We start from the raw sequence: 24,765 nt of genomic DNA, 5'->3' as shown, positions 1-24,765 counted from the left end.
GCATTTTTCAGTCCCTCTTTTAAAAGAAGGACTGAAAGGGATTTTTTGGTGAGTGTGCTTCAAAAGAACTTAGTTTTTTAATAACACATTTGGGTCCATAGTTTGCACCATTTGCAAACGCTGGTCAGCATAGATGTCGGTATACGGCGCAAGGATGCGCATAAAACGATCGAAATACAGCATCTGTTTAAATAACAAGGCAAAATCACGCGGGAAGCGAATACCGTGACGCTCGCCCACTGCGACCATATCCATCATGATGTCATTCAAATCTGCTGGGTTTGAACTCAGCAATTCTTGCGGATCTGCCAACAACACACCACTAAATAAACGCTCAAGATCTGCGGCCAACACTTGAGTATCAATCTGCACTGCGGTCATGCCCATTTTCAGCATGTTTTCCGCCATGAGTACATAATCCGTTTTTTGTAAGGCATCCATAAAGGCGATACAAGCTGTCCATACTTCAGGTTTCAACTGTCCCACAATGCCGAAATCAATAAAACCCACACGACCATCATCAAGTAACATTAGGTTTCCAGCATGTAAGTCAGCATGGAAGCTATTACACATCATCAGGCTACCAAACCATGTGTTCATAGCAGTAATCAGGACTTGGGATGGGTCTTTACAGCGCTTTTTAACCACTTCAAAATCAGTTAATGGCACACCGTAAAGACGCTGCATAGTCAGCACACGGCGAGTCGAATATTGGTGATAGACCTTAGGTGCCATCGCCTTATGGTTTTGCGTGATATTGAGATAGTTCACAAAGTCATCCAGATTACTGGCTTCTTCAATAAAATCGACCTCGCGAACCATACGGGTTTTGATTTCTTCTACAATATCTGCAAGAGATGCAAATTTGACTTTAGGCACTGCTTTTTCTAAAACCTTGGTAGCCCAGTGCAGAACATTTAAGTCGGTATAGAGAATGGTTTCTACACCTGGCTTTTGTACTTTAATCACCACATCTTCACCCGTCACCAGCTTCGCGGCATGAACTTGGGCAATAGACGCTGAAGCTAATGGCGTTTCATCAATCGATGCAAAAATCTCCGACAGATTTCGACCTTCAAACTCAGACGCCAGAACTCCCTGTACATAACTAAATGGTAATGATGGAGTTTGGTCTAAACAGCCTTGAAACTCTTCTACGTATTCACGTGGAAAAAGTGAAGGTGTACTCGCAATAAACTGACCCAACTTGATATAGGTTGAGCCCAGAGACTCAAAGGTTTCACGCATCAATTTGGCATTACTTGGTTTTTCAGTTGCGTACTTAATACCGGCACGTGCTGCAATGACTGCTGTTTCCCCAACACGGGCAACAGAACGCAGTCCATCTAAAAAGATATTGTTTTTCATAATATCGGTCAAAAATAAATTGTATTGAGTGTATCAAAGAATGAAAAAATTGCAGGCTTATCTTGCCTGACAAACTGGACAATCTGTATCTTTTTCGAAAGCAAGCAAACGTTGTTTCATACTTAAGCCATCCCAAAGTAACAAGCGTTGTTTGAGTGCAGTCACATTTAAACCCAAGTATAAAAGTGCATGATGCGCTTGAAGACTGGCCATCACGTTCGGGGTGGTGGCCAAAACACCTGAATCTGCACAGCGCAGGCTTTCATTCGCATGTTCTTCTTTCGGGAACAGACATTCATAGCAAGCGGACTCACCTTCCACCATAAATAGTTGCCCTTGAAAACCAATGGCCGATGCACTGATGAGTGGAACATTGGCCGCTTTACACTGCTGATTGACCAAATACCGTGTCGTAAAATTATCACAACCATCAAGGACTAAGTCTTGGCCTGCAATTAAACTAGCTGCATTGGCTGTATCAAGTTTTACAGCATGCGCATGGACTTTGATGTAGGGATTGATCTGCTTTAAACGCTGGGCCAAAACCTCTGCTTTATAAAAACCGACATTATTTTCTACATAGGCAATCTGTCTTTGGAGATTACTCACTTCGATGGTATCAGCATCAATCAGGGTGATTTGCCCTACGCCAGCACGTGCCAGTAACTCCGCAGTCATACAACCAATACCACCACAGCCTACGATGAGTACATTGGCCAACTTTAATTTTTCTTGTGCCTCTATATCCCATCCGTCCAATAAAATTTGACGACTATAGAGATGCATTTCAGCATTACTGAGTTCTAGACTTTCATCTAACTCGTCCATGATTCAGCCTTTCGCTAAAGAAAATGTTGATGGCGAATTATACCCATGAAACTACAATAAGTTATGAAAAAGGTTTTCAGCGAATAATATTATTCTTTATCTTCTCACACAGATTATCAGCCATAGTTTTATATTCTACAATAGATGAAATTTGTGGTGAAAAATCAATTGTATGTGCAGATGTATTTCTTGACTTTTTCAACTCATGAATGGCTATTGCATCTTCATTAGAAATTAACTTTTCTTCTCTCAACTTATTAATCGTATATCTAGGAACCGTTGATCCTATTAAAATATTTTTACTTTTAGCCAGCTCCACTAGAGCCTGATCAACTTTCAGCCAAGAAGTCTGAACGACATCTCTTGGGGACATTTCTATTTCTTTGAGTTCCTCAATACTTAATTTAGTATCTGGATTGTTTTCAGAATTACTTAATTGATCAACCTTTCTTTCAAATTCTATTTCTAGAAACTCACCAGCCTTAAAATTTTTGATCGATTGTACTAACGAAATAATTTCATGTTTGTAAGAAATAAAAACTACTATTAATATTAAAGGCCATGCGAGTGAACTTACTATATTAGAAATAAAAGTCAGCCAATCCATTTAAACATTACCTATATAAAATATATAAAATACAAGGCAATAATTATATCTTAACCCATAACAAAAGCACCCTTTCGGGTGCAAAATCATATAAGTTTTAAAACATCAAAGACGTAGTTAAATTATGCTTTGTACTTTCGCCACTTCTTGCTGTTTCAGCAAATTACGTTGAATTTTGCCGCTCGACGTTTTTGGCAAGCTTTCAACAAACTCAATTTCTTTCGGATAAGCATGTTTAGATAAACGTGAACGCACATAGGCTTGGAGTTTGCTATCCAACTCTTTAGAGGCTTGATACTGTGGCTTTAGCACCACAAAAGCTTTCACCACTTCAGTGCGCTCTGGATCAGGCTTACCAATCACAGCTGACTCGAGTACTTCCGCACACTCAAGCAAAGTACTTTCGACATCAAAAGGTCCAACTCGATAGCCTGACGTTGTAATGACATCGTCAGCACGACCAACAAAGTCGATACCACCAATTTCATTCAGCTTGACCGTATCACCTGTTAAATAATACTGTCCCACAAAGGACTTACGATTATTGCCACCATAGCCCTTAAACCATGTCAGTGGTGACTGGCTAAAGTCTATCGCCAACGTTCCAATTTCGCCGTACTTCACTTTTTGGTGGTTGACATCAAGTACAGCAAAGCTGTGTCCTGGGTTGGCAAAGCCTGCCGAGCCGACTTTTTTCTCATGCTCCAGTGCATGATGGTTGGCAATCACCATGCCCAACTCAGTTTGTCCATACTGGTCATAAATGTTGACATTCAGATCATTATTGAACCAATGAATCACTTCTGGGGTCAAAGGCTCACCCGCACTACTGACGGCGCGTAAATGGGTCTTAATGGAAGGATCAAACTTTTCTTTAAAACCAAAGAACATCCGAAAAGCTGTAGGCGAACCCGTTAAGTTACTGACGCGATACTTTTTAATGACTTCAACCGCATGATCGACGCTAAATGCGCGCTCATCCATAATGATGCTATGCCCCAAACTGAGCGGGCCTGTAATGCCGTAGTACAACCCATAAGCCCAACCCGGATCGGCTAAATTCCAAAAAGAATCGTCTTCTCTTAAATCGACTGCATGTTGCATATAGCCCTTAAAAGCCAAAACTGCTTTTAAAGGGACAGGCACCGATTTGGCCAAACCTGTGGTACCTGAGGTAAACATCATCAGGAAATCATCATCAAAGTTACGCAAAACAGCTTCACATTGATCGGACAGTTGTTCTGCTTCCTGCCAAAAATCAGTTTCATTACTGGTTAAGTTTGTTCCTGCATTCACTGTAAGAATATGTTTGACTTCAACGTGATTAAGCTTTGGTCGTTGCTCTGCATTGGTCACAATCAACTTGGTGTTCGCAGTTAAAACTCGATGTTCAATCGCCTTCGACTCAAAAGCAGTAAACAAAGGCTGATAAATCGCACCGATCCGCCATGTTGCTAAAATTGTAATCAACAGTTCAGGCGTACGCGGTAACAGCCCTGCGATACACTCACCCACTTGAACACCAATACTTTTAAAATAATTTGCCAACTGTGCTGAGGCAACATCAAGCTGTTCAAAACTCCATTGCTCAGACTCACCATTTTTTCCTTCCCAGATGAGTGCTGTTTTTTGCTGCCCGACATAGCGCTGACAGCACTCAATATAGGCATTTATTGCATTGGGTTGGCCGACCAATTGTTCCTGAATCAGTTGCTCATAGTTAAATTCTTGGTGGGCTTGTTCTAATGTTTTCATCACGACAACCTCGTATTATCCATTTTTTAAGGCCAAATCCACTTTGGCCGTCCATATTCTTTATCGTTTTAAGCGTTGAACTGACGTCATTGTCAGTCCTTATTGTTTGAAAACCTAAAGCAGCTTAACTGCTCGACTTAGTGACTATAATTAACCGCTGCACCTAGATAACCATGTTTTAAATGCACCTACAATTTCCAAATCCCTCAATGAAAATGCAGGCTTTGAACATCGACCAAGGTCTAAAACCGAGTCGACTTAAACCTTGGTGACTTCACGTGCAATGACAAGACGCTGGATATCAGATGCTCCTTCATAAATCTGGCTCACACGGACGTCCCGATAAATTCGTTCAACAGGAAAATCTGAAACATAGCCATAGCCACCATGAATTTGAATCGCATCAGAACAAACACGCTCTGCCATGGTTGAGGCAAACAGTTTGGCCATAGAAGCTTCTTTTAAACATGGCAAACCTGCATCCTTCAAAGTGGCTGCATGGAAAATTAACTGACGTGCCGCTTCAATTTGCGTCGCCATATCGGCTAAACGAAAAGCAACTGCCTGATGTTGTACAATTTCAACACCAAAGGCTTTACGGTCATTGGCATATTCAACTGCTGCATCTAAAGCGGCACGAGCCATACCCACTGATTGGGCTGCAATACCGATACGTCCCGACTCCAAATTTGAAAGCGCAATTTTGTAGCCCTCACCTTCCGCGCCTAGCAAATGATCAGCAGGAATGCGGCAGTTCTCCAAAACAATGATTGCCGTATCCGAACAGTGCTGCCCCATCTTTTCTTCTATACGAGAGACAATATAGCCTTCGGTATCGGTTGGGACTAAAAAGCAAGAAATACCTTTCTTCCCCGCAGCTTTGTCTGTGACTGCAAAAACCAAAGCGACTTGTGCATGCTTTCCTGTGGTAATAAATTGTTTGGTTCCATTCAACACCCACTCATCGCCCTCACGAACGGCTTTACACTCCAACGCTCCTGCATCTGAGCCTGCTTGTGGTTCAGTGAGACAAAAGCACCCTAACCACTCACCTGTGGCAAGCTTGCTTAAATATTGCTGCTTTTGTGCATCAGTTCCGTAGCGCTGGGTAATACCACACGGCAGTGAGTTTTGCACACTGACAATGGTCGAAATCGCACCATCACCTGCTGCAATTTCCTCAAGTGCTACCACCAGTGAAATATAATCTAAGCCTGCACCACCCCACTCAGGTGAAACAGTCATACCCAAAGCCCCCAACTCACCTAGCTCTTTAAGTTCTTGCGCAGGAAACTGCGCTGTTTTATCACGTGCAGCCGCGGTTGGCTTCAGTTTTTCCTGCGAATAACTACGCAGCATATCCTGAACCATTTTTTGTTCTTCATTTAAAAGCATGGAGTATCCCTTCTCTTTTCAGGTTATTAAATTTAATAAATATTTGATACACGGCGCCCCATTCGCAACCTGAAAGCCTTTCAAAAGATAATGTTTTTGCGAGAAAATAGTCTGTAAATTCAAAAAAACAGGTTTTGCGAATGTAGATGGTTTTGCCTACTTTTCCCGAAAGAAAAGTAGGTCGAACCGAAGGTTATAAGAAGCCCTTACTTATCGACCTAAAGACTCCGTCATAAACTCAAAGATCACAAATCAAAATAGATTATTTAGGCTGCATACGAATTGCGCCATCTAAACGAATCACTTCACCATTCAAATAACTATTTTCAAAAATATGCCCTACAAGCTGAGCAAACTCTTGAGGTTTTGCCAACCGCTTCGGAAATGGCACCATTTCACCCAACGCATCTTGTACATTTTGCGGCATCGCCTTCAACATTGGCGTTTCCATAATACCCGGAGCAATGGTCATCACTCGAATTTTCTCACGTGCTAGTTCACGTGCCAGCGGTAAAGTCATTGAAACCACAGCGCCCTTAGAGGCTGCATAAGCGGTCTGTCCAATTTGTCCGTCATAAGCTGCAACCGAAGCTGTATTCACAATCACTCCGCACTCTTCTTCACCTACTTGAGGTTCATATTTTGCGATTAACTGCGCAGCAAAACGCAGCATATTAAAAGTACCTGAGACATTGATGTTTAATACTTTTTGGAATAACGCCAGCTCATGAATACCATCACGACCCAACACTTTGGCTGAAGGCGCTACACCTGCACAGTTCACCAAACCATTCAACTGTGCATATTCCGCCTCGACTTCTTGGAAGAAACTTTGCACAGCGTGCTCATCAGTAACATCGAGGCTTTTAAACTGAGCATTTTCACCCAACTCACGCTGTAGCTCTTCACCTAAAGCTTGGTTCATATCTACCAAAATGACTTTCGCACCTTGTTCAATCAAATGACGTGCAGTCGCTGCGCCTAAACCCGATGCACCACCCGTGACGACAAAAACCTTCCCTTGAATCTTCATTTATTTTCCCTTGTATGATTGAATGCTACGACTTAAGAAGAAATGTAAACACTGAAGCACTTGAGTACAATTTCCAAATATTGCATCTTCCATGATGGTTTTGGACAATGCTCAAAATGCACAATAAAAATATGGAAGCCACTATGACTGCATCGGAACATGCAAACGCCCAGAAAGATTCCATTTCAATTGCTTTGGTACACGAAGCATTGTTTGAAGCAGAAAAGCAGGGATACGCAGTTGCAGATATTTTGAAAAATGCAGGCATCAATAGCGAATTGTTAAGTGCGACAAAAGCACGGGTCTCAGTCAATCAATATGCACAGCTCTGGACTGAACTGGCCAATGTCATGAATGATGAGTTTTTTGGGATGGATCGCCATGCTATGCGCCGTGGCAGTTTTCAGTTTTTATCTAAATCACTGTTACACACTACCCAGCTCGACCAAGCCATTCAGCATATTTTGCAGTTTATGAATCTGGTGCTAGACGACTTTAGCAGTCACCTCATGGTGCAAGAACATTATGCCTATATTGTGATTTATGAACGACAACAGCCCAAGCGTATGTTTAGTTACGCAACTTACATCATGCTGATTCATGCCCTAATGTGTTGGCTAATAGGTCAACGGGTGATTTTGAATCAGATTCAACTCAAATGTGATGCGCCTACAGATGACATCGATTACAAAGTTCGTTTTTGTGAGAATATCCAATATCAAATGGCTGAAAACTATATTCAGTTCGATGCCAATTATTTAAAAATGCCCATAAAACAGGACAGTAAATCGTGGTATCAATTTATTCAGCAAACCCCACATATTTTACTGACCCGTTATAAAAACCCACATTCAACCAGTTCTCAAATTCGTCGCTATTTAATGCAAGAACCCCCTATACAGTGGCTTGAACTGTCTGAAATTGCCCATCATTTCAATATGTCTGAGGCGACTATTCAACGGCGACTGAAAAGTGAAGGTTTCAGTTATCAACAACTCAAAAATGATATACGCCGTGATATGGCGATTGAGCTGCTCAGTAACAGCCAAGTATCATTACAAGACATTAGCACTGAACTCAATTTTCATGATCCGAGTGCTTTCCATCGTGCTTTTAAAAAGTGGACTGGGCTCAGCCCCGGCGCCTATCGTCAAAATAAGGATGCTTAATTTCAGTCGATTGGTATAAGCAACTACGAAACGCTCATGCTCTTTCTACATAACAAATAACCAACCCATAAAATTCTCTCGTTAAAGTAAACCTCAACATTCTATTGTTCTGGGTTTGGTTTTGATTTGCCAAAGGAAATGTCAACAGGGCTTATAAATTAAATTGAATTTTTGATGCTCATTCATCGGAAAATCAGGGTGCTGTCGCACTTTGTCACTGACTTAAAAAAATTACCTGCCATAGTGATCTCGTCATATTGTTTTACACAATATTGAATAAAAACATCATGGAGGGAACACATGAGCACCCAATTAAATAAAAACTTAATGAAAAATATCGGATGGTTATCATTATTGCTGTGCAGTCAGCAAGCGATAGCAGACTCATACATTTATGTGACCAATACCACCCCTGAAACGGTATCCGTCAATATTAATCATCATGGTACACGCACCTTAGCTCAAGGGAGTCAATGGGCTCAAGAAGCCACCCAAATTGCACCTTATGAAACCAAACGTGTACTGCGTTTTAACCGTTATACTGGGGTAAAGTCAGGTCAAACTTATAATTTTGATACCGTGATTACAGGCGGTGGTTCAAGTGTCACCCTGAAGCAATCTATGACTGGCACTTGGTCTGGCAGTGATATTAAACACTCTGCATCTGGCAGTGATTTCTCTGCACCATGGTTTAACGATCGTAACATTCAGCGTTTCAACACCAATTATGCAGGAAAAGCAGCGCAGACTGCTTTTAAAGCTGAATACACTGGTGGTTATGACGACTTCCACTACACTATCCATCAAAATACCGTGCCAGAACCCGTTGCCAGCAGTGCCGATGAGTTTAAAGTTTTAACCTATAATATTTATGCGCTTCCTTTAGTAGCAAGTAAAATTGATTCACGTTTAGAGCAACTACCGCAAAACCTAAAAGGCTACGATGCAATCTTATTCCAAGAAACCTTTGCTTCTGGTCGTACCGCCATGTTAGCCAAATTAGCGCAGGAATATCCGTACCAAACTTATATTCCAATCGGTTCAGGTTTCAATATCTATGACAGCGGCATATTGGTTGCAAGTCGCCATCCTATTGTAAAAACGGATCATTTTATTTATCCGAGCTGTACAGGCATTGACTGTTTTGCCGATAAAGGCGTGATTTATGCTGAAATTCTCAAGAATGGCAAAGCCTATCATGTGACCTCCACGCATACCGCATCGTTTGATACCGACGCGGCACGTGATATGCGCCAGCAACAATTTAAGCAAATCCGCGCTTTGGTCGATAAGCAAAATATCCCGTCATTTGATGCAGTCCTCATGGGCGGTGACTTTAATGTCAACAAACTACTGTGGCCGCAAGATTATGCTCAAATGCAAATTAACTTGAATGGTACGGTACCAGTCAGCACAGGATATACCGAATCGACCTTCGATCCACGAGTGAATAAACTCGCAGGTGCAGGACTCACGGGTGGCTCTACCGTAGAGTATTTAGACTACGTGGTGTCATCCAATAACCACCGTCAGCCTATGCAAGCACGTAACGATGTCCGCATTCTTCGCTCGGCTGCCGACCCCGTATTTATGACTTGGGACTTATCTGACCACTTCCCAGTAATGGGTCAATTCCAATACAACCCATAAGGAAGAACAATGAAGCGCTTTGGGCTTATCGCTTTGGTGCTGAGTGTATTGGTGATCGGTGTGGTGATATGGTTGGGCCTTGGCTCATCATATGCCACATCGGGTCAAACTCAGGCATCCTCACCGTCCCTTACAGAGACTGCTCAACCCAGCAGTTTGCAAGAGAAGCTTGCCGCTGCAAACAATGACGAGTCAAAAATGCAGCAACAACAGCAACAAGAATCCATCCAACAAATCATTCAACATTTTCAAAAAAATCCGGGCAATATCACACAATTATTAAACCAGTTACAGCAAAACTGCCCCGATACCAACTGTCAGGCATTATTAAAACAGGTACTGGCCGAATATCCAGATCAGCAGTTTGCTCAGACTTTAAAACAATTGATAGAACGCCTGCCGCTTTACGAAAAAGAAATGCAAGCTACAATCATGTCCACACAAATGACTCCACAACAGCGTTATCAGGAAATTTGGAACTTACGTGAGCAGACTTTAGGTAAGCAAGAAACCCAACTCGGCTTTGCTGAAGAAAAAGAGTTTGCTAGCTATCAGTTTGCTTATGGTGAGCTCTTGAGCCGCGCACCGCACATGACCTTACAACAACGACTGAGTGAACTTTCACAACTACAGCAACAATATAAAAACCCGAGCAAAAATATTGATGGTCAGAGTGGTAGTTATGATAAAGCCCTTAAATTGGCTTTAATTGGCGTCACCGACCCAATACAACAGCAAGAAATTACCCAACAAATTCGTAACAGCTACTTTTCAGGCAAAGAAGCGGTGCAGTTGGCTGAACGCGAACAACAAGTCGCTCGACAACAACAACAGATCGCCAGTTATCAATCTGAACTTGCTGCTCTCAACCAAGAAATGGACCAGCAAAAACAAAACTTAGCTGAAAGTGCATGGCAGCAGCAATATCAACTCCGTCTAGAACAACTGAGGCAAAAGCACTTTAACTAGTGGCTTAAACGTTCATCATTCTTCACATCAAACAAAGACAGCTAAAGCAAGGTGATATACCTCATGTTGCTTTAGCATGTCCTTATAAATTGCAATTCCACAATGTTTTGAGTTCGCATCAGTGATGCGTAAAATAAAGATCATTGCAACAAAGATATTAACAAGTTATTACTTTTCAATATTTTAAAAATAATTCTAATAACTTTTCAATTGAAGTCCATCGATAGTCCGCATTGAATACTTCTTTTTGATCAATCCGAGTCCATTGCAACAGTAGTGTAAAATGTAAACATGCTCTCAATTTAATAAATTTAATCTTTTCATTTACTTAACAAATCCATCTTTCATTTATCGGAATCTATTTGCAAAAAGTTCCAAAATGGATTATTTTTCAACCAATTTTAAAGCATTCTTTAATGCTTATTTTCCGGCTGTACTCCCCCCTGTTTAATCACCTTATTTATTTTAAAGGTTATGACATGCTTAAAATGATTGATGTTCTCGATCAACGTCTGGTGCAAAACTTTACTCAAGCTTTGCAATCTCCTACCCCACAATTTGAAGAGCAACTGGATCAAGGTATTCTCAATGCATCAGACCTTGAATTAAATCATGCTGTTACTGCATTTTTTAATGAAGTTAATGCAATTGAAGCTGCTCAAGCGTTGGATATTAGTGCTGACCGTATTCAAGCCCTGCAGTTAGGTGCATCGTTTAAAGATGAACAATATTTAGCTGATCTAAAGAAAATTGTGACGCTTTGTCTTGCACTTGAAACTGATGCTTTAGAGCAAGTTGAAGTGTTTGATAGCTTACAAGACTATCCTATGTAAGCTTGCAAGCCCTTAAAAAAGCGACTATTACAGTCGCTTTTTTACATTCAAAATGAATGATTTAGTTATGCAATCTTCATATAAGAAGAAATTATTCTATGCTTTTTTAAAGTTATTCTATACTCCAAAAACTACACAAAGTTCAATCAAGTTATTAAAATTCAGATACTTAAATCAAGACTATCTACTTATTTCAATTTAATATTTTATTATCCATTTTTCTTTTTTTATTTTTCGCATACATAAGGTTAAAAGAACTCACAAATGAACTTATTTAAATGATGCAACATGAAAAACTTTAAACTACTGAGCACTTCACTGATTTTAGGTCTGATCGGCTCGTATGCCAATGCCGCTATTCCAAACACACTTAAACTCGATTATGCCTACTACGCACCAACCAGTCTTGTGGTGAAAGAGCAGAAATTGTTAGAAAAAGCCTTACCTAAAACTGAAATTAAATGGGTATTTAGCCAAGGCAGTAACCGTTCACTGGAATATTTAAATAGTGGCAGTGTCGATTTTGCTTCAACCGCAGGGCTTGCAGCCGTACTTAGTCGTGCCAACGGCAGTCCAATCAATACCGTTTATATCCAAAGCCAACCTGAATGGACCGCTTTGGTGGTTGCTAAAAACTCCCAAATTAAAAGCCTAAAAGACTTAAAAGGAAAGAAAATTGCCGCAACCAAAGGCACAGATCCATTTCTGTTTACCTTACAAGCGTTGGATACAGTGGGTCTAAATAAACGTGATGTTCAACTGGTTCACTTACAACATCCAGATGGCAAAACAGCTTTAGAACGTGGTCAAGTCGATGCTTGGGCAGGCTTAGATCCATTGATGGCATCGGCACAAGTCCAATCTGGTGCAAAATTGCTGTATCGAAATATTGGGTTTAACAGTTATAGCGTGCTCAGCGTCAAAGAGTCTTTTACTCAGCAAAGTCCCGAAGCCATTGAAGCAGTGATTAAAGCTTATGAGCAAGCACGTAAATGGGCCAAAGCTAACCCAGAGAAATTGGCGGAGTTACTGGCACGCGAGTCCAAACTTCCGTTGAATGTCGCAAAATTACAATTAAGCCGTACCAACTTTGATCAAAACATTCCGTCAGCCAAACAGATTGCCGCATTACAAAAGTCTGGCGGCATTTTGAATGAAGAAGACTTAGTCCGTAAAGGCACCAATGTTAATCAAGTCGTGACTCAGTTGTTTAAGCCACAATATGCACAAAAGGTTGTAAGCAAATAATGACCAAGTCAGTCGCGAGCTCTTTCAGCCCTATTGTAGTGAAAAAGAGTTCCTCATTTCAGTTGAAATTGAAGAGTGTTCTCAAAGCGATCACCCTTCCAGCGCTCTTACTGATTGCTTGTGAATATCTGGTCCGTGCAGGTTTTATTGAACCTTATTTATTGCCTGCTCCCAGTAGTCTATGGCAAACCTTTCTAGATTTATGGCAGGCAGATTTATGGATGCATGTCTGGACCAGTACATGCCGGGTATTTTTAGGCTTTTTTATTGGGAGTACTCTGGCTTTAATGTTTGCGATTTTGGTGGGACTCAATAAACAGGTTGAAGCGTTTTTAGAACCCAGTTTTTCAGCGATCAAATCCATCCCGAGCTTAGCGTGGATTCCTCTACTTTTACTGTGGTTGGGAATTGATGAAGCATCGAAGATTACCTTGATTGCGATTGGCGCATTTTTTCCGACCTATACCAACACTGTCGCAGCGATTAAAGGGGTTGATCGCAAGCTCATCGAAGTCGCACAAGTCTATCGACTGAAGTACTGGCAGCAAGTACAACAGATTATTTTGCCTGCAGCGTCTCCGGGGATCTTAACGGGACTGCGCAACAGTTTAAGTTTGGCATGGATGTTTATGATTGCCGCAGAGCTCATTGCAGCAACACAAGGCATTGGCTACTTACTGAGTGATGGCCGAGAAACTTCACGCCCCGATATTGTGATCTTAGCAATTATTCTTCTAGCCGTGCTCGGAAAACTCAGTGATAGCATCATGAAAGCCATCGAGACTTGGCTCCTGCGTTGGCGTGACGTATTTGGAACATAAGGTAGAAAAAATAAAAGCGCATCGAATGCGCTTTTATTTTGGAGGGAACAATGAAATTATTGTGTCCACTGCCCTAATGTAACGCGGTCATTCCCACCATAATCTTTCACAGTCCGGACTTGTTTATAGCCCGCCTCTTTAAAGATTTTCTGTACAGCGTCAGCTTGATCATAACCATGCTCAAGCACCACCCAACCATCGAGGGTTAAATGCTTTTTGCCTTGCTGGATAATGACTTTTAAATCAGCCAAACCATGATCCGCAGCAACTAGAGCACGTTCAGGCTCAGTTGCTAAGTCTTGCATGTGAGCATCATCGGCATCGATGTACGGCGGGTTCGAGACAATCACATCAAAAAACTTTCGATTTAGCGGTGCAAACCAACTGCCACACACAAAAGTCACATCATTTAAGTCATGCTTTTCTGCATTTTGTTGCGCAACGGCTAAAGTTGGCTCATAAATATCGGTCGCCGTGATGTCCCATGTGTCCCGTTCACTGGCCAATGAAAGCGCAACCGCACCCGTCCCCGTACCTAAATCGACAATTCGGGCATCTTCAGGTAAGTCTAAACGTAATACAGTTTCTACCAGTACCTCGGTATCTGGACGTGGTACTAAAGTGTCAGGAGTGACAATCAGATCCAATGTCCAAAACGGCTGTGAACCTGTCACATAGGCCAAAGGTTCACCTGCTTCGATTCGTGCCAAGGCAGCAACATAGGCTTGCTCTTGTTCATCGGTCAGCACTTGATCTTTTTTCATAACCAAATCGAAAGAATCAATTTTGGTAATGTGTTCCAACAACCATGCGTTCTCTTGACGTTCGTAACTCTCGGCTTCACCACGTAAAGCCAAAGCTTGGGCAATATTCATTATCCACCATTCTGCTGTGCAAGCATCGCAAGCTGATCTGCTTGATATTCACGATGTAAGCTATCTAATAGTTCAGTTAAATCACCTTCCATAACCGCGTCTAACTTGTATAAAGTTAAGTTAATACGGTGATCGGTCATACGACCTTGCGGGTAGTTATAGGTACGGATACGTTCTGAACGATCGCCCGAGCCAACCAAGTCACGGCGCATTTCAGAAGTTGCAGCATCAGCTGCTGCACGTTTTGCATTTTCCAAGCGTGAAGCAAGTAAAGCCATCGCTTTGGCTTTGTTCTTATGTTGTGAACGTTCTTCCTGACATTCCACTACAGTTCCTGTTGGAATATGAGTAATACGCACAGCTGAATCGGTTTTGTTGATGTGCTGACCACCCGCACCTGAGGCACGGTAGGTATCAATACGTAAGTCTGATGCATTAATCTCGACCGTTGTATCGACATCAATTTCAGGCAAAATCGCAACGGTACACGCCGAAGTATGCACACGACCTTGAGACTCTGTTGCAGGTACACGTTGTACACGGTGCGCGCCACTTTCAAACTTCAAACGACCGTAAACGCCTTCACCATTCACCAAACAAATAATTTCTTTATAACCACCGTGTTCACCTTCATTTTCAGACAGCACTTCAATACGCCAGCCTTGTGATTCAGCGTACTTGGTGTACATACGGTATAAGTCACCCGAGAAAATAGCAGCTTCATCACCGCCTGTTCCCGCTCGAATTTCCAAATATGCAGAGTTCGCATCATTTGGATCTTTCGGAATCATTAAGATATTTAAATCAGCTTCTAAAGACGCAATAATAGCTTTATTTTCTTTAATTTCTTCAACAGCCATTTCCTTAAAATCAGGATCTGACAGCATCGCTTCAGCCGTTTCAATATCAGCTTCAGCCTGTTTGTACTTGGTCCAAACTTCTGTGATTTCGCTTAAATCACTATGTTCACGTGACAACTGACGAAAGCGTTTGTTATCCGAAATGACTTCTACATCTGCAAGTAATGCTGTTAATTCTTCGTGACGGTCAGAAAGTTGATCTAATCGTAAACGTAACGATTCTTTCATTAGGAAAATATCTCAATATAAAGGCTGCAATACAGTTTCACAGCACCAAAAAATTTGCGCTTAGTTTAACGGCTCTATCACGCAAAGAACATCTTTATTCAATCCTGAGCGACGTTTACTTTATACGCCTCAGTAGATTGATACACTTTTAAAGCATGTTTATGACCTTACTAACGCTTAAAAAATGCAAAACAGCTTATTTCATATACACCTTTTTAATAGGCCATTTCAGCTCAAAATTCAGAGTGTGAACTGCATCACTCCTAGGTTTATCCACATTTGCATGATTTTGGATAAATTTCATTCTGCTTATTCACATTTGTAATAAAACTGATACAAACAAGAAACCAACGGGTTTCAATTTAGTTTTAACTCTCCACAATTAACTGGAATCTTTTTGTTACATTAGCCACATCGAAAAAAGTAAGACAGTTCAACCAATGTTGGACATGGAGAAACACATGAAACTTAATACACTCTTAATGTCAGCAACATTAGCAACGGCATCTATGTTTACTGCAACTGCGTATGCAGACAGCACAACTCGCGTTGCAGCAGCCAGTGCTTTAGGTAGTGTTGCAGGGACAGCAATTGGTAAAAACATGGGTGGCACAACTGGTGCAACCATTGGTGCAGCACTCGGTGGTGCAGGTGGTGCAGCAGTTGCAAGTGACAAACGTCATCGTACTGAATCTGCTATTGGCGGTGCAATCGGTGGTGGTGCGGGCTATACCGTAGGTAAAAGCATGGGTGGCACCAATGGTGGCTACGTGGGTTCTGCACTAGGTGCAGCGGGCGGTGCAGCACTCGGCAACAAGATTTCAAAAGACAAACAATATGATTCTTACCATGGTAAAAAATGGAAGAAAAAACATAAACACCATTAATTAGCTGCATCGTAAAGATGTCATTGAAAGCACCTTCGGGTGCTTTTTTATGGCACAGATTTAGACGCAACAACACATCAGCCAAACTGGTAGAAAATACGAAGAGTCGTTACACAGCACTTACCAAAGCAACGGTTTCGATAAAGTTTCTCTTCATTATTCTTCCAACTTGTTTCGCTAAAGTGAAATCAAGACAAAATAGACATGCTCTTAGGAGTTTAAAAATGAAAATTAAATCAATTTTAATGAGTACCGTAATTGCAGCTTCAGCATTAACGATGACCACAACATATGCAGGTAATACAACCAATACCGCACTGACTTCTGCGTTGGGTGGTGTTGTCGGTGCCGCGATTGGTAACCAAATGGGTGGACAAACAGGCGCGATGATTGGTTCTGCCATTGGTGGTGGTGCAGGTGCAGCTGCTTCAGCCAACAAACGTGACCGTAATGGTGCAATCATTGGTGGAGCACTCGGTGGTGCTGGTGGTTATACCGTAGGTAAAAACATGGGCGGTACCAATGGTGGGTATATTGGTGCAGGTCTAGGTTCAGCGGGTGGCGCAGTTCTAGGTAAAAAAGTCTCTGAAGACCGTCGTTACGATGATGAATATGACCGCCGTTACGACGACCGTTATGATCGTCGTTATGACAGCCGCGGCTACCGTAACAGCAATTATAAATATAATGGTCGCAACTACCGTGGTGACAATGGCCGTCACTTAGGCTGGTACAAAAACGGGAAACGTTAAGCATCCCCATAAAACATTTTCAAATAAAAAGCACCTTCGGGTGCTTTTTATTTATCTCACAACCGACACTCAAAAAAGACACTGCATCGTTTCTACTGAATGCAGCAGCTTACCACTTTGGTTTTAAACGTATATGTGGCTGGTGCTGTTCAACAATGTTGAATATAAATTTTGTTTCATTTTTAAATCAACATCTTATATAAAACAACCAGAATATCGAATAAAATCGATATACAAAATAACAGTTATATCGTATTATTTCGATATATAAAGCAAAACTGAGAAGTAGAATGCGCACGTTGTCCGAGACTCAATTTTCTATTTTAGAATTAGCTCCTGTCCGCGAAGATCAAACTGTACAACTCACCCTACAGCATAGCTTAAAATTGGCCCAACAAGCTGAGCGTTTAGGCTATAGCCGACTCTGGCTTGCGGAACATCATAATATGGATGGTATTGCCAGCTCTGCAACTGCGGTGCTACTCGGCTATTTACTCGCGAATACCTCAACTTTAAAAGTGGGCTCTGGCGGTATTATGCTCCCAAACCATGCCCCACTGATTGTAGCGGAGCAATTCGGTACGCTTGCGACACTCTATCCAAACCGGATCGAATTAGGTTTAGGTCGAGCACCGGGTACAGACCAAATGACCATGCGTGCACTTCGTCGTGGCCGTCAAGAAACTGAAGATCAGTTCCCACAAGATGTCCTAGAAATTCTGCATTACTTTAAAGACGCTGAGCCAAATCAACGCATCATTGCAACTCCAGGGCAAGGGACACATGTGCCTGTATGGCTACTCGGTTCAAGTTTATTTAGTGCACAACTGGCAGCAAGACTCGGTCTTCCCTACTCTTTTGCATCACACTTTGCACCGCGTATGCTAAAACAAGCGATTCAGCTCTATCGTGAAAACTTTGAACCCTCTGAATATTTATCCAAACCTTATGTATCTATGGGTGTCCCGACGGTCGTTGCTGAAACCGATGCTGAAGCTGTGTATCTAGCGACCAGTGCCTACCAACGAGTTTTAGGTCTCATGCGCGGTCAAAGTTTAAAGTTAAAAGCACCAATTGCCAGCATGGACGGTCTATGGTCACCTGCGGAAAAAATGTCGGTAGATAGTTTTTATGCCATGGCGCAAATCGGTTCCAATGGCACGATAAAAGAAGGCTTGAAACAGCTTCTTTTGGAATATGATGTCGACGAGTTTATTTTCACCTGTGACATCTATGACACGGACAAACGTTTAGAAAATTTTGAACGTCTCATGCAGATCAAAAATAGCTAAGTACAAATGAAGCTAATCGCCTTATGCGTATTAATGCATACCCATAAGGCGACGTGCATAAATGAATAACTAAAAGATCCTCAAAACCCTGCAAAAACTGCTGCTATGTCTAGACTAAAGTTAGCGTGACTGCTCAGACAATTTATCACTTTGCCTTTTTAGAGCAAAAGCACTAAAAATAATAAATTAAGGAAAGACGATAAAAAAAATTAAGGATCGAGCATGGTCAATTTGCATTCAACAGACAATGGATCTGGTTTATTTCAAAACCATCCCGAGTATTTTCAGCATTTTAAAGGGCAACTGATTGCTGCTTCAGAAATTAAACAACATACTTTTGCTGAGCAACGTGTCGCAATTATTGGCACTAACCAACATACAGTAACAGCCCTCGAGTCGATTTGTCAGGTCGCTCAATCAGTCTATGTTTTTCAAAACGCACCTCAATTCATCTTGCCGAAAACGGAACGCGGAATTCAACGCTTAATCCAACATCCACTGGTTATTAAGAACCGACGTCTATTTAATACACGCATCAAATGCCTACTGGCTCTACGCTTTTTAGAAACCCAAGTTCAAGACCCATGGCTTAGACACCAACTCAAACCTAACTCCGCTGCCGATAAACTTAAATTTTTTAAGTCCGATCATTATTATCATGCCCTACAGCGCGACAACTGTAAGCTAATCACTTGGCCAATAGTCAAAATTCGAGAACATGACATTCAAAGTTTAGATGGCGCCGAATATCCAGTCGATGTGATCATTACCACCTATAGCCATTAACCATAATAGGGTAAGTTTCCTACTTACCCACTGTTTATTTCGTCACACCTGTATACTGATAGCCTGTATTTGAGCGCTGATAACGTAAGTACTTTCCAGTCGGGCGGCTGTTTTGATCTAATAAAGTGATATCAATCTTGTTTAAGTCTTTTGAAACACGGATATATGAACCGCGCCGCTCTTCGTCATAATGACAGTCATAATCTACTTCAATCGAACTTAACTGCTTTTTCTTGGTCTGGAAAACTGGTGTTGCTGTCAAAGCTTGGGCGTGTATTTTAAAGGCTTGAATTTGATAGAGACCGTGACAGCTATCGCCTTTGTAATAACTTTGAATCAGATAAATCGGCTGTGTACCCAATTTTACTTGGTCAATCTTTAAAATATAGCCTGTTTCTAAAGGCTGAAGTTTAGTGGACTTGCTCGATTTCATCTGCACATAGGATGAAAATTCACCCATAGTACCGCCACCGCCTACATCAAAGGTATAGAATTTAAGCAGTTGATCCGGTGAGGCATTAATCTTTAGTCTAAGATTTTCAGTCAATTTGGGGAAAGAATAAGCATAACTTTCTGCATTTTCACGGATTAAATCAACCACATCATTTTCGATCTGTTGATTCACTGCATAAAAATCTAGCGCTGCATATTTTTGATCAATCGCCTGCTCAGCCTGCTGAATTGATATATTTTGCGCATATAAAGCCATATTAAAATGCGCAAAACAAAATACACCTAATAGGCATTTTGATATTATTTTCATTTGATCTAATCTGTATTTTTATATTGATCAACATTATAAAGCATCACCAATATGACGCTTTATAATGTAATGACAATATCAACCAATGCGACGTTTTAAACCCGTCATTTGGAGTACACGAGTTGAAATTTCTTCAATCGACATTTCCGAGACATTTAAGTATTTAATCCCTTCAGAGATATAAATCCCTTCAATTGCGCGAAGCTCCATTTGACACTGGCTGAAGCTTGCATAACGGCTATTGGCTTTACGTTCAGAGCGAATAGCAACAAGACGCTCCGCATCAATCATCAAACCAAAAAGCTTCTGTTTATGCGCGCGAAGTACCGCAGGTAAACGGTTGTCATCTAAGTCTTCTTCAGTTAAAGGATAGTTTGCAACACGAATCCCAAACTGTAATGACAAATAAATTGACGTCGGTGTTTTACCCGAACGTGACACCCCAATCAGAATCAGGTCAGCCTTGTCATAGTGGCGTGTACGTGCACCGTCATCGTTATCTAAAGCAAAATGCACCGCATCAATACGTGCTTTATAAGACTCCGAATCGGTCACCGCATGGGTCTGTCCGACTAAAGTTGTAGGCGGTGTTCCTAACTCTTCAGACAATTTACTAATAAGCCCTTCAAATACATCAAGATTTATAGCATTTGCAGTATTAATGATGTCACGCACGTACGGGTCGACTAAAGTGTCAAAAACCAGTGGCTTTTGTCCGTCTTGTTGTGCCCTTAAATTGATCTCAGCAACCACATTTGTAGCAGCTTCTTCAGAGCTAATATAAGGAATAATATGAATGTCAAAGTCAACATTTGGAAACTGCGCCAATAGCGAGTGCCCAAGGGTTTCAGCGGTAATTGCAGTACCATCAGATACAAAAAAAACACTCCGCTTAAATTGTTTACTTCCCGACATTAAAATTCTCCTCAAAAATTTGTCTTAGTGCTATATAATCTTTATAGTAAACCGATCTTACATGACTGTCGCTTAGTAAAATCAAAAAGCTAAGTAGATTTGTTATAATCTGATGCCAAGATAGTGATTAAATACTGCAAAAGTGGAGTAACAACTTTGGAAGCGCGCGTAATTGGTCTAGAAAAATTAGGGAAACACGACGTTGAACTTGTAGGTGGGAAAAACTCATCTTTAGGTGAAATGATCAGCCACCTATCAAATGCAGGTGTATCTGTACCAGGTGGCTTTGCTACTACAGCTCAAGCATATCGTGAATTTCTCGAGCAAAGTGGCCTAAACGCTAAAATCAATGCAGAGTTAAAAGTCCTCAATGTTGATGATGTAAATGCTCTTGCTGAAACAGGCGCGAAAATTCGCCAATGGATTGTAGATACTCCACTTACGGCAGAACTTGAACAAGAAGTTCGTAAAGCATTTGCAGAGCTTTCAAACGGCAACCCAGACATCGCGGTTGCCGTTCGTTCTTCTGCGACAGCAGAAGATTTACCAGATGCTTCTTTTGCAGGGCAACAAGAAACCTTCTTAAACATTCGCGGTATCGACAACGTATTGATCGCGATCAAAGAAGTCTTTGCATCACTGTATAACGACCGTGCAATTTCTTACCGCGTACACCAAAACTTTGCGCATGATGTTGTGGCTTTATCTGCTGGTATTCAGCGTATGGTTCGCTCTGAAACTGGTGCAGCAGGTGTAATGTTTACACTCGACACTGAATCAGGTTTCCGTGACGTAGTCTTCATCACTGCATCTTATGGTTTGGGTGAAATGGTTGTTCAAGGTGCTGTAAACCCTGACGAATTCTACCTTTCTAAACCTCTTTTAAATGCAGGCAAGCACGCTGTACTCCGTCGTAATCTGGGTTCTAAACACCAAAAAATGATTTATGGCGAAGAAGCATCTGCAGGTAAATCAGTTGTTGTGGTTGATGTTGAAAAACAAGAGCGTCAACAATTCGCATTAAACGACCACGAACTGCAAGAACTTGCAAAACAAGCGCTGATTATTGAAAACCATTATGGTTCTCCAATGGACATCGAGTGGGCAAAAGATGGCGATGACGGTCAAATTTATATCGTTCAAGCGCGCCCTGAAACAGTGAAGAGCCGTGAAAACGTCGGTACCATGGAACGCTACCTTTTGAAGCAAAAAGGCACAGTGATTTGTGAAGGCCGTTCAATCGGTCAACGTATCGGTTCTGGTAAAGTACGCATTGTTACGTCTATTAAAGAAATGGACAAAGTACAAGACGGTGATGTACTGGTTTCTGACATGACTGACCCAGACTGGGAACCAGTGATGAAACGTGCCGCTGCAATTGTCACTAACCGTGGTGGTCGTACTTGTCACGCAGCGATTATTGCACGTGAACTGGGTGTTCCAGCAATTGTCGGTTGTGGTAATGCAACTGAAGTTCTAGTAGACGGCCAAGAAGTAACTGTTTCATGTGCAGAAGGTGATACAGGTTTCATCTACGAAGGTTCTTTAGATTTCGAAATTCAAACCAATTCAATCGAATCTATGCCAGAGCTTCCGTTCAAAGTAATGATGAATGTCGGTAACCCTGACCGCGCATTTGACTTTGCACAAATTCCAAATGAAGGGATTGGCCTTGCACGTCTTGAGTTCATCATTAACCGTATGATCGGTGTCCACCCTAAAGCATTGTTGAACATTGACAGCTTGCCACGTGAAACACGTGCTGCGGTAATGGCACGTACTGCGGGTTATGCATCTCCAATCGAATTCTATGTTGAAAAACTGGTTGAAGGTATTTCTACCCTTGCTGCAGCATTTGCAGACAAACCTGTGATCGTTCGTATGTCTGACTTTAAGTCAAATGAATATGCAAACTTGATCGGTGGTAAGTTATACGAACCTGAAGAAGAAAACCCAATGTTGGGCTTCCGTGGTGCAAGCCGTTATGTGTCTGACAACTTCCGTGACTGTTTCGAATTAGAATGCCGCGCGTTGAAAAAAGCACGTGACGAAATGGGCTTAACCAATATTCAAATCATGATTCCTTTCGTACGTACTGTACATGAAGCGAAACGTGTAATTGAATTATTGGCGTTAAATGGTTTGAAACGTGGTGAAAATGGTCTAAAAGTGATCATGATGTGTGAGTTACCAACAAACGCATTATTGGCTGAACAGTTCCTTGAACACTTCGATGGCTTCTCTATCGGTTCAAACGACTTAACTCAGTTAACGCTTGGTCTAGACCGTGACTCTGGTATTGTATCTCACTTATTTGATGAACGTGATCCAGCTGTAAAAGCACTCCTTTCTATGGCAATTCATGCATGCCGTAAAGCAGGTAAATATGTGGGTATCTGTGGTCAAGGCCCATCAGATCACCCAGATCTTGCGCAGTGGCTTATGGAACAAGGTATCGAATCTGTATCACTTAACCCTGACTCAGTATTAGACACTTGGTTCTTCCTTGCTGAAGAAAAAGTTCAAAAAGCTTAACTTTTTGATGTGATAAAAAAAGACCCTTTCATGGGTCTTTTTTTATCACCACTCTTTCAACGTATCCGCATTGAAACAAACGTTTTTATACAAAAACTTAGACTAAGTTTGATACTCATGCATCAACATCTTGATTGAGAAGAGATCGCATTACGATAAAGCTAGAAGAAGCAGCATAATCCTTGCTACACTGTCCTGCATTTTGTGTAGTTTTGGTTAATTTCAGCTTGAAATTCTCTAGACTATCCGCATGTTTTATCATAGATTTTTTATTTGTTTTTCATCTGAAACAAATACATTTATTATTTGAATATCCCAATTTATATTTTGAGATTAAGTTTATATGCAGATTTACTTGGCACGAAATAATCAACAAGCCGGTCCATATACCTTAGAGCAGTTGAATCAGATGCTCGCAAGCCAACAAGTTTTATTGACGGATTTAGTTTGGCATCAGGGTATGCCTGAATGGAAAGCTTTAGGTGAACTCACCCAAGGAAAACTGGCGTATGAACCTGTAGGTTATCAACCTCAGCCCCCTATTCCTGAGCCAATGCATACGCCAAATCAATTTTCACAACCAAACCGTACAGCGGCGAAAGTTGCTCAACCGGAACTGGCATCAATAGGCACACGTGTCTTAGCCAAAGTCATTGATTTACTTCTTTGGCTCCCTGCCGCTGCTATCCCCTCGTTCTTTTTACAAGCAGATAAATTTGGTGAACTGACTGAAATTCAGCAAAAAATGCAAGCGGCCACCACAGCAACTCAGGCCAGTGAGCTGCAAGCACAACTGTTCAGTTTGATTCCAACTGAAGCATGGACCACCATGGGCATTTACCTTCTGATTATGCTCGGTATTCAGGCCTTTTTCTTAGCAAAAAATGGTCAAAGTATTGGCAAAAAAATCACTAAAATTAAAATTGTAGACGTTCAAACCAACGAAAAAGTCAGCCTTTTACGTGTATTCACATTACGCAGTGTTGTCTTTATTGTGCTCAATATGCTGTTCATGCCGTTTATTACCATCGCCGATCACGTCTTTGGTTTAACTGCAAAGCGTCAAACTTTGCACGATAAGCTGGCAAAAACCAAGGTCATTAAGCAGTAATTTGACCATATTTAAGCTGAGGTTTGGCGCACCTCAGTTTTCCGCAGTTTATTGATATTCAAAATAAATCCATAAAGAAATTATA

22 protein-coding genes are annotated in these 24,765 nt (G+C 41.4%); 12 read left to right on the top strand and 10 right to left on the bottom strand.

Going from position 1 to position 24,765, the window contains the following annotated elements:
- Positions 1 to 69: 69 nt before the first annotated feature.
- The 6 genes from PTT44_RS13455 to PTT44_RS13430 form a co-directional block, all read right to left on the bottom strand.
- Positions 70 to 1,368, bottom strand: a complete 1,299-nt coding sequence (locus PTT44_RS13455) for an ABC1 kinase family protein (RefSeq protein WP_168158850.1) — start codon at positions 1,366 to 1,368, stop codon at positions 70 to 72.
- A 57-nt stretch (positions 1,369 to 1,425) separates the two neighbouring features.
- Complete coding sequence (locus PTT44_RS13450; RefSeq protein WP_168158851.1) at positions 1,426 to 2,196, bottom strand: HesA/MoeB/ThiF family protein; 771 nt, start codon at positions 2,194 to 2,196, stop codon at positions 1,426 to 1,428.
- A gap of 76 nt (positions 2,197 to 2,272) precedes the next feature.
- Complete coding sequence (locus PTT44_RS13445) at positions 2,273 to 2,803, bottom strand: hypothetical protein (protein ID WP_168158852.1); 531 nt, start codon at positions 2,801 to 2,803, stop codon at positions 2,273 to 2,275.
- Positions 2,804 to 2,920: 117 nt separating this feature from the next.
- On the bottom strand, positions 2,921 to 4,558 hold the full coding sequence (locus PTT44_RS13440) for an AMP-binding protein (RefSeq protein ID WP_168158853.1): 1,638 nt from the start codon (positions 4,556 to 4,558) through the stop codon (positions 2,921 to 2,923).
- Positions 4,559 to 4,816: 258 nt separating this feature from the next.
- On the bottom strand, positions 4,817 to 5,953 hold the full coding sequence (locus PTT44_RS13435; RefSeq protein ID WP_168158854.1) for an acyl-CoA dehydrogenase family protein: 1,137 nt from the start codon (positions 5,951 to 5,953) through the stop codon (positions 4,817 to 4,819).
- 262 nt (positions 5,954 to 6,215) lie between these two features.
- Positions 6,216 to 6,986, bottom strand: coding sequence for a 3-hydroxyacyl-CoA dehydrogenase (locus PTT44_RS13430; protein WP_168158855.1), 771 nt, complete (start codon positions 6,984 to 6,986; stop codon positions 6,216 to 6,218).
- Positions 6,987 to 7,129: 143 nt separating this feature from the next.
- Here PTT44_RS13430 and PTT44_RS13425 point away from each other — a divergent pair, with 143 nt between their 5' ends.
- From PTT44_RS13425 to PTT44_RS13400, 6 genes are all read left to right on the top strand, one after another.
- Positions 7,130 to 8,155: an AraC family transcriptional regulator gene (locus PTT44_RS13425; protein WP_168158856.1), complete on the top strand. Its 1,026-nt coding sequence runs from the start codon at positions 7,130 to 7,132 to the stop codon at positions 8,153 to 8,155.
- 327 nt (positions 8,156 to 8,482) lie between these two features.
- Complete coding sequence (locus PTT44_RS13420) at positions 8,483 to 9,805, top strand: sphingomyelin phosphodiesterase (protein ID WP_252726132.1); 1,323 nt, start codon at positions 8,483 to 8,485, stop codon at positions 9,803 to 9,805.
- A 9-nt stretch (positions 9,806 to 9,814) separates the two neighbouring features.
- The gene (locus PTT44_RS13415; RefSeq protein WP_168158858.1) at positions 9,815 to 10,774 is read left to right on the top strand and encodes a hypothetical protein; all 960 of its coding nucleotides are present in this window, start codon (positions 9,815 to 9,817) and stop codon (positions 10,772 to 10,774) included.
- Positions 10,775 to 11,253: 479 nt separating this feature from the next.
- A complete protein-coding gene (locus PTT44_RS13410; RefSeq protein WP_029575052.1) occupies positions 11,254 to 11,607 on the top strand; it encodes a hypothetical protein in 354 nt (117 codons plus the stop codon).
- A gap of 288 nt (positions 11,608 to 11,895) precedes the next feature.
- Complete coding sequence (locus tag PTT44_RS13405; protein WP_168158859.1) at positions 11,896 to 12,855, top strand: aliphatic sulfonate ABC transporter substrate-binding protein; 960 nt, start codon at positions 11,896 to 11,898, stop codon at positions 12,853 to 12,855.
- The gene (locus tag PTT44_RS13400; RefSeq protein WP_168158860.1) at positions 12,855 to 13,676 is read left to right on the top strand and encodes an ABC transporter permease; all 822 of its coding nucleotides are present in this window, start codon (positions 12,855 to 12,857) and stop codon (positions 13,674 to 13,676) included. The genes PTT44_RS13405 and PTT44_RS13400 overlap by 1 nt, the downstream gene beginning before the upstream one ends.
- A gap of 56 nt (positions 13,677 to 13,732) precedes the next feature.
- On the opposite strand, the gene prmC is transcribed toward PTT44_RS13400, so the two are convergent.
- Positions 13,733 to 14,551, bottom strand: coding sequence for a peptide chain release factor N(5)-glutamine methyltransferase (gene prmC, locus PTT44_RS13395; protein ID WP_062033010.1), 819 nt, complete (start codon positions 14,549 to 14,551; stop codon positions 13,733 to 13,735).
- Positions 14,551 to 15,639: a peptide chain release factor 1 gene (gene prfA, locus PTT44_RS13390; protein WP_004982013.1), complete on the bottom strand. Its 1,089-nt coding sequence runs from the start codon at positions 15,637 to 15,639 to the stop codon at positions 14,551 to 14,553. The genes prmC and prfA overlap by 1 nt, the downstream gene beginning before the upstream one ends.
- Positions 15,640 to 16,100: 461 nt before the next feature.
- Between prfA and PTT44_RS13385 the strand changes: the two genes are divergently transcribed.
- From PTT44_RS13385 to PTT44_RS13370, 4 genes are all read left to right on the top strand, one after another.
- Positions 16,101 to 16,526: a glycine zipper domain-containing protein gene (locus PTT44_RS13385; protein WP_004696467.1), complete on the top strand. Its 426-nt coding sequence runs from the start codon at positions 16,101 to 16,103 to the stop codon at positions 16,524 to 16,526.
- A gap of 224 nt (positions 16,527 to 16,750) precedes the next feature.
- Entirely contained in the window at positions 16,751 to 17,278 is a 528-nt protein-coding gene (locus PTT44_RS13380) for a hypothetical protein (RefSeq protein ID WP_010327030.1), read from the top strand.
- A 290-nt stretch (positions 17,279 to 17,568) separates the two neighbouring features.
- Positions 17,569 to 18,570 (top strand): LLM class flavin-dependent oxidoreductase, encoded by a 1,002-nt coding sequence (locus PTT44_RS13375; RefSeq protein WP_168158861.1) that lies wholly within the window; start codon positions 17,569 to 17,571, stop codon positions 18,568 to 18,570.
- Between the two features lie 222 nt (positions 18,571 to 18,792).
- The gene (locus PTT44_RS13370; RefSeq protein ID WP_168158862.1) at positions 18,793 to 19,356 is read left to right on the top strand and encodes a flavoprotein; all 564 of its coding nucleotides are present in this window, start codon (positions 18,793 to 18,795) and stop codon (positions 19,354 to 19,356) included.
- A gap of 34 nt (positions 19,357 to 19,390) precedes the next feature.
- On the opposite strand, the gene PTT44_RS13365 is transcribed toward PTT44_RS13370, so the two are convergent.
- Together PTT44_RS13365 and ppsR are read right to left on the bottom strand one after the other, a co-directional pair.
- Positions 19,391 to 20,065: a hypothetical protein gene (locus tag PTT44_RS13365; protein ID WP_171527530.1), complete on the bottom strand. Its 675-nt coding sequence runs from the start codon at positions 20,063 to 20,065 to the stop codon at positions 19,391 to 19,393.
- Between the two features lie 132 nt (positions 20,066 to 20,197).
- Positions 20,198 to 21,034: a posphoenolpyruvate synthetase regulatory kinase/phosphorylase PpsR gene (gene ppsR, locus PTT44_RS13360; protein WP_005400687.1), complete on the bottom strand. Its 837-nt coding sequence runs from the start codon at positions 21,032 to 21,034 to the stop codon at positions 20,198 to 20,200.
- Positions 21,035 to 21,190: 156 nt separating this feature from the next.
- Between ppsR and ppsA the strand changes: the two genes are divergently transcribed.
- Both ppsA and PTT44_RS13350 read left to right on the top strand, forming a co-directional pair.
- Positions 21,191 to 23,569, top strand: coding sequence for a phosphoenolpyruvate synthase (ppsA, locus tag PTT44_RS13355; protein WP_004982030.1), 2,379 nt, complete (start codon positions 21,191 to 21,193; stop codon positions 23,567 to 23,569).
- A 343-nt stretch (positions 23,570 to 23,912) separates the two neighbouring features.
- Entirely contained in the window at positions 23,913 to 24,680 is a 768-nt protein-coding gene (locus tag PTT44_RS13350; RefSeq protein WP_168158864.1) for an RDD family protein, read from the top strand.
- Positions 24,681 to 24,765: the final 85 nt, after the last annotated feature.

This window comes from Acinetobacter sp. Gutcm_16, assembly GCF_028649355.1.
Taxonomy (GTDB): domain Bacteria; phylum Pseudomonadota; class Gammaproteobacteria; order Pseudomonadales; family Moraxellaceae; genus Acinetobacter; species Acinetobacter johnsonii.
This window is presented reverse-complemented; position numbering and strand designations above follow the sequence as displayed.

What these genes read in the sequence shown, in the direction of transcription:
- PTT44_RS13455 (WP_168158850.1), bottom strand. Translation starts at nt 1,368, where the DNA reads ATGAAAAACAATATCTTTTTAGATGGACTGCGTTCTGTTGCCCGTGTT.
- PTT44_RS13450 (WP_168158851.1), bottom strand. Translation starts at nt 2,196, where the DNA reads ATGGACGAGTTAGATGAAAGTCTAGAACTCAGTAATGCTGAAATGCAT.
- PTT44_RS13445 (WP_168158852.1), bottom strand. Translation starts at nt 2,803, where the DNA reads ATGGATTGGCTGACTTTTATTTCTAATATAGTAAGTTCACTCGCATGG.
- PTT44_RS13440 (WP_168158853.1), bottom strand. Translation starts at nt 4,558, where the DNA reads ATGAAAACATTAGAACAAGCCCACCAAGAATTTAACTATGAGCAACTG.
- PTT44_RS13435 (WP_168158854.1), bottom strand. Translation starts at nt 5,953, where the DNA reads ATGCTTTTAAATGAAGAACAAAAAATGGTTCAGGATATGCTGCGTAGT.
- PTT44_RS13430 (WP_168158855.1), bottom strand. Translation starts at nt 6,986, where the DNA reads ATGAAGATTCAAGGGAAGGTTTTTGTCGTCACGGGTGGTGCATCGGGT.
- PTT44_RS13425 (WP_168158856.1), top strand. Translation starts at nt 7,130, where the DNA reads ATGACTGCATCGGAACATGCAAACGCCCAGAAAGATTCCATTTCAATT.
- PTT44_RS13420 (WP_252726132.1), top strand. Translation starts at nt 8,483, where the DNA reads ATGAAAAATATCGGATGGTTATCATTATTGCTGTGCAGTCAGCAAGCG.
- PTT44_RS13415 (WP_168158858.1), top strand. Translation starts at nt 9,815, where the DNA reads ATGAAGCGCTTTGGGCTTATCGCTTTGGTGCTGAGTGTATTGGTGATC.
- PTT44_RS13410 (WP_029575052.1), top strand. Translation starts at nt 11,254, where the DNA reads ATGCTTAAAATGATTGATGTTCTCGATCAACGTCTGGTGCAAAACTTT.
- PTT44_RS13405 (WP_168158859.1), top strand. Translation starts at nt 11,896, where the DNA reads ATGAAAAACTTTAAACTACTGAGCACTTCACTGATTTTAGGTCTGATC.
- PTT44_RS13400 (WP_168158860.1), top strand. Translation starts at nt 12,855, where the DNA reads ATGACCAAGTCAGTCGCGAGCTCTTTCAGCCCTATTGTAGTGAAAAAG.
- prmC (WP_062033010.1), bottom strand. Translation starts at nt 14,551, where the DNA reads ATGAATATTGCCCAAGCTTTGGCTTTACGTGGTGAAGCCGAGAGTTAC.
- prfA (WP_004982013.1), bottom strand. Translation starts at nt 15,639, where the DNA reads ATGAAAGAATCGTTACGTTTACGATTAGATCAACTTTCTGACCGTCAC.
- PTT44_RS13385 (WP_004696467.1), top strand. Translation starts at nt 16,101, where the DNA reads ATGAAACTTAATACACTCTTAATGTCAGCAACATTAGCAACGGCATCT.
- PTT44_RS13380 (WP_010327030.1), top strand. Translation starts at nt 16,751, where the DNA reads ATGAAAATTAAATCAATTTTAATGAGTACCGTAATTGCAGCTTCAGCA.
- PTT44_RS13375 (WP_168158861.1), top strand. Translation starts at nt 17,569, where the DNA reads ATGCGCACGTTGTCCGAGACTCAATTTTCTATTTTAGAATTAGCTCCT.
- PTT44_RS13370 (WP_168158862.1), top strand. Translation starts at nt 18,793, where the DNA reads ATGGTCAATTTGCATTCAACAGACAATGGATCTGGTTTATTTCAAAAC.
- PTT44_RS13365 (WP_171527530.1), bottom strand. Translation starts at nt 20,065, where the DNA reads ATGGCTTTATATGCGCAAAATATATCAATTCAGCAGGCTGAGCAGGCG.
- ppsR (WP_005400687.1), bottom strand. Translation starts at nt 21,034, where the DNA reads ATGTCGGGAAGTAAACAATTTAAGCGGAGTGTTTTTTTTGTATCTGAT.
- PTT44_RS13350 (WP_168158864.1), top strand. Translation starts at nt 23,913, where the DNA reads ATGCAGATTTACTTGGCACGAAATAATCAACAAGCCGGTCCATATACC.